9 protein-coding genes and 1 pseudogene are annotated in these 12,937 nt (G+C 49.1%); 5 read left to right on the forward strand and 5 right to left on the reverse strand.

Features of this window, described 5'->3' with window-relative positions; all coding sequences use genetic code 11:
* Positions 1 to 208: 208 nt before the first annotated feature.
* The 5 genes and pseudogenes from BB497_01700 to BB497_01720 form a co-directional block, all read right to left on the reverse strand.
* Entirely contained in the window at positions 209 to 778 is a 570-nt protein-coding gene (locus BB497_01700; GenBank protein ID AVI61512.1) for a hypothetical protein, read from the reverse strand.
* Entirely contained in the window at positions 771 to 1,589 is an 819-nt protein-coding gene (locus tag BB497_01705; GenBank protein AVI61513.1) for a transposase, read from the reverse strand. The genes BB497_01700 and BB497_01705 overlap by 8 nt, the downstream gene beginning before the upstream one ends.
* A 56-nt stretch (positions 1,590 to 1,645) precedes the next feature.
* Entirely contained in the window at positions 1,646 to 1,924 is a 279-nt protein-coding gene (locus tag BB497_01710) for a transposase (GenBank protein ID AVI61514.1), read from the reverse strand.
* A 64-nt stretch (positions 1,925 to 1,988) separates the two neighbouring features.
* Positions 1,989 to 2,426, reverse strand: a pseudogene (locus BB497_01715) (hypothetical protein).
* A gap of 544 nt (positions 2,427 to 2,970) precedes the next feature.
* Positions 2,971 to 3,486, reverse strand: a complete 516-nt coding sequence (locus BB497_01720; protein ID AVI61515.1) for a hypothetical protein — start codon at positions 3,484 to 3,486, stop codon at positions 2,971 to 2,973.
* 573 nt (positions 3,487 to 4,059) lie between these two features.
* On the opposite strand from BB497_01720, the gene BB497_01725 reads away from it, so the two are divergent.
* The 5 genes from BB497_01725 (at position 4,060) to BB497_01745 (ending at position 12,875) form a co-directional block, all read left to right on the forward strand.
* Positions 4,060 to 4,284, forward strand: a complete 225-nt coding sequence (locus tag BB497_01725; protein AVI61516.1) for a hypothetical protein — start codon at positions 4,060 to 4,062, stop codon at positions 4,282 to 4,284.
* A 103-nt stretch (positions 4,285 to 4,387) separates the two neighbouring features.
* Positions 4,388 to 5,656 carry a chemotaxis protein gene (locus tag BB497_01730; protein AVI61517.1) on the forward strand — a complete coding sequence of 423 codons (1,269 nt, stop codon included), beginning with the start codon at positions 4,388 to 4,390 and terminating at the stop codon, positions 5,654 to 5,656.
* A 170-nt stretch (positions 5,657 to 5,826) separates the two neighbouring features.
* A complete protein-coding gene (locus tag BB497_01735; protein ID AVI61518.1) occupies positions 5,827 to 9,123 on the forward strand; it encodes a hypothetical protein in 3,297 nt (1,098 codons plus the stop codon).
* Positions 9,124 to 9,159: 36 nt separating this feature from the next.
* A complete protein-coding gene (locus BB497_01740) occupies positions 9,160 to 10,170 on the forward strand; it encodes a two-component system response regulator (protein AVI61519.1) in 1,011 nt (336 codons plus the stop codon).
* Between the two features lie 260 nt (positions 10,171 to 10,430).
* Positions 10,431 to 12,875 (forward strand): histidine kinase, encoded by a 2,445-nt coding sequence (locus BB497_01745; GenBank protein AVI61520.1) that lies wholly within the window; start codon positions 10,431 to 10,433, stop codon positions 12,873 to 12,875.
* Positions 12,876 to 12,937: the final 62 nt, after the last annotated feature.

The following is a 12,937-nucleotide window of genomic DNA, read 5'->3' on the forward strand; positions in this document are numbered from 1 at the left end:
GTTGAACTCGTCCTTGGCGATGCTCTTTCCAGCAAGAGTCCCTAAATTTTCAGCGCACCTATTTCGACTCTCTGCGAAGAAGTGTTAGTTGGTGAACAGCTCATCAAGTGAATTGGCGGTAACCACCTAGTGACCCAGGTATTCATTTGCGCCCAGTTTTAAGGTTCTCAGCCAACATATTTTTTACCCCCACAGGCTTAGAACAAAGTCAGTGCTTTACCTCGGCACGTAGCGTATCTACGTCCTCAACAGATAAGTCTGTAATCTCAGCAATCGCTTGATCATCCATTTCAGTCCGGGCGATCAGTTTGCGCGCTGCATGTCGCTTGCTGTCCAAAACACGCTGATCAGCTTCCTTCTTCAAACGCTGCTCCGTTTCTTGACGCCCTACTTGGCGCTCTTTCTGAGCCCAGTTTTCAAGATTCTCTGCCAGCATATCTTTATCCTCCACCAAACTGTTGAGCTGATCCAGATTGACCTCAGCCCCAAGCCGCTGCAAATGGCGCTTAAGCCATCGGGTGATAATTTTATCAATCCGATCTTTGTGGGGATCAGCCTGAATGATGGCCACAACCCGATCCACAGCCTGCTGAAGCCCCTGACGATCTTTGGAAGCTTTCTCGATACTAAACACCCCGCTCAGCGGTGTTTGCACCAAACCTAACTCTTCGTCAGTATAGCGCGCCTCGTCCACTAGGTAGTAGCGCAGGTGTGGCTGATAAGCGCGAAGGAAGCCCCGCGGCTCAGGGGTATGAATCGCCCCGGATATTCTAGACACCCGTTAGGCTCTTAAAGTAACGCCTTTCATACTCAACCGGTGACAAGTTATCACTTGTGCCGTGTCGGCGCTTTGGGTTGTAAAACATTTCAATATAATTGAACACGTCACATCTAGCTGCTTCGCGTGTTGAATAAATCTGTCGCTTGATTCGCTCTCGCTTTAGAAGTTGAAAGAAGCTTTCAGCAACGGCGTTGTCATGACAGTTACCACGTCGGCTCATGCTGCCTACCAAGTGATTCGCTTTCAGAAAGCTTTGCCAGTCTCCACTGCTAAACTGGCTTCCTTGATCCGAATGCACCATCACCGTTCCTTGTGGCTTGCGTCGCCAGACTGCTGATAACAAAGCATCCAGTACCAACTCCGTAGTCATGCGAGACTTCATCGACCAGCCAACCACTTGACGAGAAAACAGGTCGATAACTACCGCTAAGTAAAGCCAGCCTTCATAAGTGCGGATGTACGTGATGTCCGTCACCCAAGTAACATTTGGCGCTGTTACTTCAAACTGACGGTCTAAATGGTTAGGGGATACAACAGCCGGTTTTCCACCGCCATAGCCGCCAGGGCGTCGTCGATAGCCTGTCTGAGAACGTAAACCTTCCCTACTCATAAGACGCGCCACACGGTGCTTCCCGCAAGCTTCGCCAGCTTCACGCAAGTCCTGGTAGACCTTGCGATAGCCATATACACCGCCGCTTTCAAGCCAGGAGTGCTTGATCAATCCCAGCAAGCGCTCATCTTCTCGCGCTCGATTAGAGAGCGCTTTTTTACACCATGCGTAGTAACCGCTGGGGTGCACTGCCATCATCTGACACAAGCGACGTACCGAATATTGGCTCGCATAATTTTGAATAAACGCGTACCTCAGTCGGACTCCCTGGCGAAGTACGCGGTGGCCTTTTTTAATATGTCTCGCTCTTCTGATACGCGTTTGAGCTCGGCCTTCAAACGACGGTTTTCAGCTTGGAGATCATCATCTTCTTGCCGTTGTTCTACCGGCTTATCGTAGCGCTTGATCCAGATGTACAGGCTGTGACCTGACACGCCTAGCCGCTCAGCGACCTCGGCCACGCGATGGCCGCGCTCTACCACCTGCTTGACGGCTTCGATTTTGAATTCTTCAGTGTAGCGGGGATAGCTCATGGTTCCTCCTAGATACCTTTAGTATAAGGCCTGGAGGTGTCTACGAAACCTGGGGCGATTCAGTAATCATCTCAAAAACATCTAGTGGTGCCGTCCAGGGCTTCGAGCCGTTATAAAGCACCACTGGAAACACAGGTGGCAAGCCTTGGCTTGGGGTAATGACCTTCTGCTTGAGCAGCTCGCTGTAGAAACAGGCCACGTAATGCATTAATCGGATCGGCATCGTGCGATCTACCGAGGACTGAAACTCCAACAAGATATACAGATAGACCTCCTGGGTTACGCCTTCCCAAGTGACGTTAACCGACCACACCACGTCCTCGATCTTCTCTTCAAACATCGGGGTGATGTAGTAGCCGCTGTGTTGCTTCAACGTGGCGAACTCCATCAGCTGGGCAATCTCGGCGGGTGCAAAGCCTTCAATCAACTGCTGAACGAACTCCGGATAGCTGAACAACTCCTTGTAGCCGGTATCATGATGTTTGTGAGTAGTATCGGCCATGCACACTCCTGTCTTTATCGTCTAGTCCGGTTTTGAGCATTATTCCAACACACGTTATCTGCCTGCACCCACGACATTGATCAGGAGCTTGCCGCGACAAGACCGTTAAGGTTTTAGCTACGTCAGTCCAGCCTGAACCGTTTAACTTTCATTTCTCGCCCAAGCGCTGTCATCGCTCGAAGACAATGTCGACGTCGCAAATTACGGCATCACGAGTTACGTGAGAAGGCTTACCTCTAGTCTTCAATGATATTCACGCCGACTTGATGCTCAGCGGCAGCCTAACGGTCACTTATGCTGTAAATTTTGAATTTAATTTTGTGACAAAGATAAGCGTACGCAATTGAGCTTAAATTACCTAGCCAGCATTTTAAAAAAATCGCTGAAACCCTTTCCTTCGGCTATTTTCGGCAATTAAAAACAAATTATGAAACTCAAGGAAATCCAAATAAATCCGGCTCATAACCCGAAGGTCATCGGTTCAAATCCGGTCTTATCGCGGGCTTGCTTGCCATCTTTGCGCTTTAAGCCACAGGGTCAATGGCTATTGATTCGCTGAATATACCCTGCTGTCGGTGTGCGGCAGCGGGGCTCTTCCGAACACAATCCATGTGTCCAATGCGGGCCCTAGCTCCTTGACGACACGTAGCTGCTGGGGGTTCTGGGACTGTATTTCTAAAGCACAAATACCAGCGTCGTACTCTCCGTTCAACAGGCCTTGCGAGACGTTGACGATCGATGGCTTTTCAATAAGTACTTCGTAGTGCGATAGGTCTGTGTAAAAACGCGTAGCAGGCTGTAGGGCTAGCGTTTTGGGGGTATCGACACCTGCCCGCGCAACAATGGCCAGGGGTTTGCTGCCAGCAATGAATGCATCCACCGGGAAAGCGCGATGCATATAGCGACCCACGCAGTTTCCGTGCTCCGCGTGGGCAGAGCACTGCAACACATAGTCAACGCTGCTGGATAGCAGCGCCTCGAACGCGTCTTCAAACGCGGTATAGAGCATAATGCCGCCTTGTTGCGGAGCATGCCTATCAAGATAGCGGTTCGCTACCAGTTCATGGTTGCTACCTGTGGGGCCCTAGCGTTGCTATACGCACGTTATTTTCCTTATCTTTGTTAATTTAGGTAGTGAGTATTCCCACCCCTTCCAGGCCTTCTTCCAGTGTATCTCCGCCCCCCAATGGCCCTACTCATTAAGTGCTCCGGCCATAATAAGATCTCCTGACTGTAAGCGGAATAGGCATGACAGCTGGTCACTTACGCTTTCTTGGATCCTGGATTCATAGAGTAAGCACAGCACTTTGGATCACAAGGTAGCGGCAGGAGGACCAGCGCCGGCACCCTCTCTGCCTTACCTACCAAAGTGAAGCAAAATATGAGATACCGACAGCTAACCCAGGGCCAACGATACCCAGTTTTTGCCTATCTTGAGACAGGTATTAGCCAGCGCCAGATCGCTAAAAACGTTGGTGTTCACAGCAGCACCATTAGCCGCGAGATAAAGCGCAACGGGCGAGCCCGTGGCTATACTCACACAGGACGAACGGCAAGTAGTCAGCGACGACGTGCCGCCTAGAAAGTGACAAAGCGACTGCCCAGCCTGATTCGCTGGGTAACAGGCCAACTGATGGACGAATGGAGTCCTCAGCAAATCAGTGGCTTTATGGCCAATGCCAGCGGGGCTTACGTGAGCCATCAGTGGGTAATCTCCCGAAAAACCAAGGTCCTCAAAAGTAGGATTTTCTGTAAGCTAAACGCAGGAGGGAATCGGGTGAAACTGCCTGACTCAAATAAAAAAGTCTTCAGGATAACCGGGGCGGTTCAATACGAGAAAAACAGACAACGGAATTAAACGCCTGCCAGTGGCTCAAATCTCGTGTGCTTTTGCTTTTTCCTTGTTAAAAACAGCCATATAATAATATAAATTAAAATAATCGCTTAAGAGTCCCCCCAGCATGTTCCCACGCTCTACCAAACATTTGAACGATGCGCTCAAGCAGCACACAGCATGTATTTACTTTTCACCCGACGGTACTATTCAAGATGCTAGCCCACTCTTCCTCAAAACGGTGGGCTACTCGATAGAAGAAGTTCGCGGTAAGCACCATCGTATGTTTTGCTTTACAGAAGATATTCAGGACGTGGCCTATGCGTCTTTTTGGGAAGCACTAGCAAAAGGTGAAAGCCAGCAAGGCCGCTTTCGCCGTGTCAATGCACATGGTGAAGAAATATGGCTGGAAGCAACCTACTTACCTGTTAGAAACCGTCGTGGCAATGTGGTGCGTGTATTTAAAATCGCCAACGATGTCACGACAAAACATCAAAATGCGGCTCGTGAACGGGCCATCTTACAGGCACTTGATAACTCTATGGCAGTGATTGAATTCACTCCAGACGGTTATGTTATAGATGCCAATCGCAATTTTGAAAACACAATGGGCTACTCGCTTGTTGAGATTCGCGGCCAACATCATCGGCTGTTTTGCGATAATACCTTTTATCAGCAACACCCAAATTTTTGGGGAGAGCTTAGCAGTGGTGATTTTAAACAGGGCAAATTTCTCCGTTTAAATGCGCGTGGGCACGTTGTATGGCTTGAGGCCACGTACAACCCAATCATAGGACCCGATGGTAACGTGGAAAAAGTGATTAAGTTTGCAACGGACATCACTCAAGAAATGCTTGCCTCTGAAGCGGCCAAAACAACGGTAGGTAGTGCACGCACGTCGTCTAGCCAAACCGAACGTATTGCTCAAGAAGGCCTGGAGCATTTACAACAGGTTGTCTCCCACTTTCAACATGCTGATGACACCCTCAGTCAAGCACAAAGCCTGATTAATGCACTGAGCGCTCAGGCTGAACACATTAATAAAACAGCCAACACAATTGCTCAAATTGCCAGTCAAACTCATCTACTTTCCCTGAATGCTGCTGTGGAAGCGGCAAGAGCCGGAGAGCATGGGCGTGGATTTGCCGTCGTTGCTAATGAGGTTCGCCAGCTTGCCAAAGGCTCAGGCGAAGCGGTCAATGAAATTACCCGCGTGCTAAAAGAAAATAGCGCGTTGGTTAGCAATACTGCTAAAGCCATGCGACTCGTCGTTGAGCAAGGGCAAACCAGCCAAAAAAGCGTACAAGAAATTGAAGCGATTGTGACTGAGATTCTCCAGGGAGCACAGAGCGTCTCCAGCTCTATCGAACAACTAACACTGAGCCCGCCTCATTAATAAGCAGTCCAACACCTATAGGCTGGCCTTTACGTCACTTGCCTCATCAATGCATAGCTATCACCCTGCCTACCTTACTTATCGAAATTAAGTAGATGGCTTCACTAATTAGCGCAGCGCGTGTATACGAATAGCAGAAACACCATAACGATTCGTGTGGAGTAGGAAAAATGACCGAGCTGTCGCAACACTTTTTTTTGACAGACCCCAGCCAGGTAGCACTTTTGCACGGCCACCATAATCATGGCCTTATGGTGCTGTCGATCCTGATTGCGGCGGGTGCTGCTTATGTTGCGCTTGCGTTGGCTGACAGTGCTAAGAGCAGAAACATGCGCAATATGCGTCAGCTGCCCATTCTGTCTGGTGCTATAGCGCTCGGCGCAGGGGTATGGTCAATGCATTTTATAGGCATGATGGCCTTCCAGTTACCTATCCCTGTTAACTATGACTTCGCAGTCACTATTTTTTCCATGTTGCCAAGCTTCATTGCTGCTTGGTACACCCTCAACTTACTGTCGCGCGGAACCATTAACAGCACTCGCTTAATCCTGGGCGGAGTGGTGGTCGGATCTGGTATTGGCTTAATGCACTATAGCGGTATGGCCGCCATGATGATGGACGCCGAGCTTCGCTATAACCCATGGTGGTTTGCGCTTTCGATTATGGTGGCCATCGGGTTAGCGATGCTAGCACTATGGATTAGCTTTGGCTTGCGAGAGCGCTTGAAGTTGCGTTCTAACCAAGTTCGTCTGATCGCCGCAGCAGTAATGGGGCTGGCAATTAGTAGTATGCATTACACTGCCATGCATGCCGCCCTATTCGTGGGCTTCGTTCCAGACAATATATCCATAGATGGGCACGCGCAAAGCAACTTAGCGTTGCTGGTAGCGCTGGTTGCAATCGTCATCGGGTTATTGGTAGCAGGGTTAAATGCCCTAGTAGGCTACCGCCGACTCTACATGAAAAGCAGCGAAACAACGGCGCGACTTCAAGCGATTTTTGATACCGCCGTGGATGGTCTGATTACTATTTCTGAAGAGGGCATCATTCTCAGTTACAACAAAGCCGCTGAGCGCATCCTCGGCTATAAGGCGGAGCAGGTAGTCGGTTGTAATGTTAGCGTGCTTACCCCCGAACCACACCGAAGCCATCACGATAACTACTTGAAGCACTACCTGCACACGGGCGATGCCAAAATTATTGGTACTGGCCGGGAAGTAGAAGCTGTTCACCAAGATGGCCATATAGTGCCAATCCGGCTTGCTATCGGTGAGTCTAAGCTACATGGCCGTAGCACCTTTGTGGGGTTTATTACCGATATTTCTGAGCGCTATGCCATGGAAAAGGCCTTGCAGCAGCGCGAAGAGCAGTACCGCACGCTAATGGCCAATATACCAGGGAGCACCTTCCGTTGCCGTGACGATGCACACTGGTCTGTGGTGTTTGTTAGCGAGGCCATAGAGAAGTTAACTGGGTGGACAGCGCACGAATTTATGTCCGGCAAGGTCTCTTTTAGCGGTTTGATTCACCCTGATGACATACCGAACATTAAAGAAAACCTGCAACACGCCATGGACGAAAAGCGGTCGTACAGCATCGAATATCGCATGCGTAATAAAGAGGGCCAATATCGCTGGGTGTCAGAATCAGCCACTGGCGTCTGGGTAGAAGATGAGCTGCAGTTTATTGACGGTGTCTTACTGGACTTAACCGATCGTAAGCTGATGGAGCAGGATCTGGTAACGGCCAAGAATCGTGCCGAGCAAGCAGCTGAAGCCAAAAGTGCGTTCCTAGCCAATATGAGTCATGAAATTCGCACGCCGATGAACGCCATTATAGGCTTTACCGATCTGTTACTTGATAGCCAGTTGGAACGTGAACAAAAACAGCATCTAACAACCGTGCGAAGCTCTGCGCGCTCCTTATTGAGTTTGCTCAATGATATTTTAGATACCGCAAAACTGGAAAGCGGTGCCACCGAATTAGAAACAGCCGACTTCTCGCTGCGCTCCATCTGTGAACTTCTTACCTCTTCCTTTAAGATCACCGCAGATAAAAAAGGGCTGGAGCTGCACCTGGATTACCCTGATAGCGTGAGTGATTTCTTTCAAGGTGATGGGCTACGTGTTCAACAGATCATCACCAATTTATTATCCAACGCTGTTAAGTTCACCGAACAGGGAGAGGTACTGGTTAAGGTTCGCCACGATGAAAACATGGTACATATCAGCGTACATGACTCTGGTATTGGTATTTCAAAAGATCGGCTAGAGAAAATTTTTGACCCCTTCTCCCAAGCGGATGCCAGCATAACGCGCCGCTATGGCGGCACTGGGCTTGGCACTACGATCGCCCGGCAGTTGGCCGCACGCATGAAGGGGAGAATTGAGGTTGACAGTAAAGAGGGGCGCGGCTCGATTTTCACTGTTTCTTTACCACTTCCTATCGGCAAACCTGTCCAGCCACAACTTGATCAACAACCCGAACCAGATTTACCGCCATTGCATATCCTGGTCGCTGATGATGTGCCACAAAATGTACAGCTACTGCAGGGAATGCTGCAGCGCCGGGGCCACCAAGTCGATACGGCGACCGACGGTAAGCAAGCGCTGGAGCGGTCGACGGCAGAGCGCTACGATATTGTACTGATGGATGTCCATATGCCGAACATGGATGGTCACACAGCCACCAAAGCGATTCGTAGCTGGGAGCAAGAACAAGGACACCCGCGCCTACCCGTGATTGCTTTGACCGCCAGCATTATGGAACAAGATCGGGAACAAGCACATGCAGCTGGCATGGACGGTTTTGCGACCAAGCCCATCGATGCGTCGCTGCTGATGCAGGAAATCGCTCGAGTCATTGGCTTGCAGGCCGCACAGAAACCTGTGCCGCAAACACCAGTAGCAGACAGTAAGAAAACATTAATTGACTGGCAGCGCGGCACTCAGCTTTGGGGAGATGTGCAACAGCACTGGCAGGCCATCAAGACCTTTATTGCAGAACCTCGTAACCAGCCATCGGTGCTATTAGCGACTGGGCAACCAACCCTGGTCGATATCAAAAGTTATGGCCATCGACTGCGGGGAGGCGCTGCCAATTTGGCGCTGACCAAGCTGGTAGCTATCGCTACCGAGCTAGAGCAAGCAAACCTAGAAAAACATAAGCACTTCATCAAACAGATTGAGCAGTGTTTTGAGGAGATCGAACAGGCCTTACAACAGAACAGGCCAGACACTAGCGAATCGTCAGCGCCTGATGCTGCCACGCCTGCTTCTGCGACTGAGCTTGACGTGGAGCAACTGATTAAGCAATTGCAGCAGGGAGAAGCGCCCGCTCAGAAAATGCAAGCCCTAGAACAGCGGGTACCCGCAGAGCTTTACTCACGCTTGATTGAGGCCGTCAATAATTTTGAGCCAGAGCAAGCCGCTGCCTTGTTAGCCGAATACATGTCATCAAACGAGTAAGATGCTGAGCTTCAATTTTCTTTGGCACCGCTTAGTATGAACGGGATAGCAATGACTGAGTTAAAAACACTACTGTTAGTTGATGATGAGCCGATCAATCTACAGGTGCTTCAGAACATTCTGAACAGCAGCTATCGACTGCTATTCGCTAAAAATGGCGAGCGTGCGCTGCAATTGGCCCGTGAACAGCATCCAGACTTAATCCTATTGGATGTGATGATGCCAGGCCTAAGTGGACATCAGGTATGCCAGCAATTAAAAACCGAACCCCACACTGCAGATATACCGGTGATATTTGTCACTGCTTTGTCTGATCCGCAGGATGAAGCAAAAGGCCTTGAGCTCGGCGCAGTAGATTATGTGACTAAACCGGTTAGCGCTCCAGTAGTCAAAGCCAGAGTCAAGAATCATTTGTCGCTGGTACGGTTAGATGAGCTTAAACAAACCCGGCTCGCAGTGGTGCAAAGGCTAGGCCGTGCCGCAGAATATAAAGACAACGAAACTGGCCTGCATGTCATTCGCATGAGCCTTTACACTCAGTTACTAGCCCTACGCCTAGGGTTTAGTGAAGCTGCCGCAGAAGAACTTTTGAATGCCGCCCCTATGCATGACGTTGGAAAAATAGGTATTCCTGATGCCATTTTAAGAAAACCGGGACCGCTTGATGCTGATGAGTGGCGCGTTATGCAAAGTCACACCGCCATAGGCGCGGAAATTCTTGGTGATGACGATTCAACATTGATGACATTAGCCCGTAGCATTGCGCTTTATCATCATGAAAAGTGGGATGGCAGTGGCTACCCCAAGGGGATTAAGGGCGAAGACATTCCTATCGAAGCGCGCATTGTGGCATTGGCCGATGTATTCGATGCCCTGACGAGTGAGCGTCCTTATAAAAAAGCCTGGGCCGTAGAGGATGCAGTGGCATTAATCGAAAAAGAGCGCGGCCATCATTTTGACCCAGACATCGTCGATGCATTTCTACAAAGCTTGCCAGAGTTGCTAGCGATTAAAGATCAGTGGCAACAAGAAGCACCCAAAAGTTAAGGCAGTGCCATCAACAACGCATTACTGTGTCGCCACTCAATCAGAAAGTGGCGTCGTCCAACGCAGGATGGGCACATCAGTCTTTGATCTATGTGCCCCCGGACGTTAGTAGCATAGAGAGTGCAGAAACCTGGGGGCCATTACAACCCAGTATGGAACTCCAGCGCTTAACATCATAGACTCAGTATATTGAGGTGAAAAAGTATGGGATGCCCCTGACCAGCTCTTAAAGTGGTTAGGTTATAGCCAGAGGGAGTGCAATGAGCGATTCAAACAACCACAAAATGGAACAGCTACTCTCTGCATATAGAGAGCGCCTAATGCTCTATAAAACAGAACTTGAAGCCCTTTGGCAGACAGCCGATCATGACGTTAGAAGCGTTCAACATATAATGAGCATTGCCCATAAGCTGAACGGCTCTGGAAAAGCTTATGGCCTTGTGGAGCTGTCCCAGTTGGCACGCGAGCTAGAGCAAGCATGTGAGACTGCAAAGGCTCTCTCCCTCAGAGAGCTAAGGGCAAGCTTATCAATCCCGATACACGCTTTACTAGCGACTCTTGAGCGTGAAACGATTGCACGACACAGCAATCGCGCGCCAAATTGCCAGCCGAACAGTGCGCTTCAGGTAAACGATACTTCAAATACCATTGATATCTTATTGATAGATGACGACCCTGATTTTTCGAATCAGTTGAGCGAAGTACTTAGCCAATATGGCTATCAGGCTCATTGCCAAGATGATATTACGCAGTTAGATCAAGCTATCGCAGACTATGACCCCGTGGCTTTGATTGTTGATATGGACTTTTCCGGCCAGCGCTTTGCCGGTGCCAATCACGTCAGTAGCTGGCGTCAAAGCAGTGGCGCTCCATTACCTGTTTTTTTCGTGTCTGGGTATGACTCTTTTGAGCTACGCCTCGCATCAGTTAGGGCCGGAGGAACGCACTACCTTCGAAAGCCTCTGGACATACCTAAGCTGGTCTCGCTGCTCAATTCAGAATTAAACATTGCCCCAAGCGAGCCTTATCGCGTGATGTTAGTCGACGATGACAATGACTTACTCAAACTCTATGACGAGTTTTTAACTAACGCAGGTTATAACGTCACTATCGCCACCAGTGCTCAGGATGCATTAAGGCTATTAGAACAAAGCCACCCAGAACTGATATTAATAGACGTATATATGCCTGGCTGTAACGGCATTGAGCTCGGTAAAATCATCCGCCAGCATGAAGAGTTTGCAACTATACCGCTGTTATTCATGTCTGCGGCAGCGGATACCGATATGCAATTAGCCTGTGCTCGGTTAGCTAACGATGAGTTTATCAATAAGCCCATCGAGTTATGGCGTTTATTAATGGTCGTCAAGTCGAGAGTTAAGAAAGGGCGCCACCTGCGCTCCCACATAGGCACATTGACTGTCGCTGATGCACAAGCTGCTCATGACTCACTGACAGCGTTGCCCAAACTTGCTAGCTTGCTGCGTGATATTGAAAAAGCACTGCCAAGCCAAACGCCAGAAAACGTAATAGCGGTTGCGAAAATCGACATTCGTGACTTTCACACTATTAACAACCTCCACGGCTATTATTTTGGCGATGAAGTCTTACAGCGACTTACCTGGGAGTTAACCCAGCGTATAAACCCAGGCGATACGCTATATCGGGAAAGCGGAGATGAATTTCTGCTTCTAACCCAAGCGCATACAAACCAAGCATCTGTAGAGCGCTATATTAGCAGCCTTATAAAGGCTATCGAGGACGCTCAAATAGTGTCGAAGCACGGCATGATGGTTCTTACAGCAGACGTGGGCGTCGTGTTTTCTACAAAAAACAGCACCGCAGGAGAGCTACTCGACCATGCCGACATGGCGATTTTTAAAGCAAAGAAATCACCCACTGCAGAGGTCTGCTATTTTGATGAAGCTCTAAAGCAGGCTCAAAAGCAATGTTTCCTTTTAGAAAACGCAATTCAAAAAGGGCTTGCTAATGATCAGTTTATCGCCGTGTATCAACCAATTTACCAGGTAAACGACAATAAACTCGCTGGTTTTGAGGCCTTAGCCCGCTGGCAACACCCCGAGAGAGGGCTGCTTGGCCCAGGCGAATTTATTCCTTTGATGGAAGAGAAAGGCCTAATATCTCGTCTTACCTACCAGATGTTAACGCAGGCATTATCACAGTGCGCTACTTGGCATCGTAAGCACCCTCATTTGTTTATGTCGCTTAACCTGTCTGCTAGAGATATCCAGAAACCACTATTTTTAGATCATCTAACATCCTTATTGTCCCATTACCAGCTAAACCCATCTCGTATTGTGCTAGAGATAACAGAATCCCTACTGCTTTTCGACTGGCAACAGGCGAGTTACCTGCTTCGGCAACTCGGAGATTTAGGTGTTCAGCTAGCACTGGATGATTTTGGCACCGGATACAGTTCATTAAGCTACTTACAACGCATTGATGCCGCCAAGTTAAAAATAGACCGAAGCTTCATACATCAATGGTCTTTGACGGGCGATGCACGACTGTTACAAACCATGGTGCAGTTAGGCAAGACAATGAATATGTCTATCATCGCTGAGGGTGTAGAAAAAACAGAAGAGTTGTCATTTTTACGTCAGCTAGGCTGCGATCAGTACCAGGGCTTCTTGGCCGCTAAACCTATGATGGCAGAAGAAATAGAGCAAACGCACTGGGCCTAGCGAAATAACTGCCCTTTAAACCCTAACCATTGTGCAGCTAATGACATAATTCAAATGCGGCC

The sequence above is a fragment of the Halomonas sp. GFAJ-1 genome, from assembly GCA_002966495.1.
Classification (GTDB): Bacteria; Pseudomonadota; Gammaproteobacteria; order Pseudomonadales; family Halomonadaceae; genus Vreelandella.

What these genes read in the sequence shown, in the direction of transcription:
- BB497_01705 (AVI61513.1), bottom strand. Translation starts at nt 1,589, where the DNA reads ATGATGGCAGTGCACCCCAGCGGTTACTACGCATGGTGTAAAAAAGCG.
- BB497_01710 (AVI61514.1), bottom strand. Translation starts at nt 1,924, where the DNA reads ATGAGCTATCCCCGCTACACTGAAGAATTCAAAATCGAAGCCGTCAAG.
- BB497_01725 (AVI61516.1), top strand. Translation starts at nt 4,060, where the DNA reads ATGGACGAATGGAGTCCTCAGCAAATCAGTGGCTTTATGGCCAATGCC.
- BB497_01730 (AVI61517.1), top strand. Translation starts at nt 4,388, where the DNA reads ATGTTCCCACGCTCTACCAAACATTTGAACGATGCGCTCAAGCAGCAC.
- BB497_01735 (AVI61518.1), top strand. Translation starts at nt 5,827, where the DNA reads ATGACCGAGCTGTCGCAACACTTTTTTTTGACAGACCCCAGCCAGGTA.
- BB497_01740 (AVI61519.1), top strand. Translation starts at nt 9,160, where the DNA reads ATGAACGGGATAGCAATGACTGAGTTAAAAACACTACTGTTAGTTGAT.
- BB497_01745 (AVI61520.1), top strand. Translation starts at nt 10,431, where the DNA reads ATGAGCGATTCAAACAACCACAAAATGGAACAGCTACTCTCTGCATAT.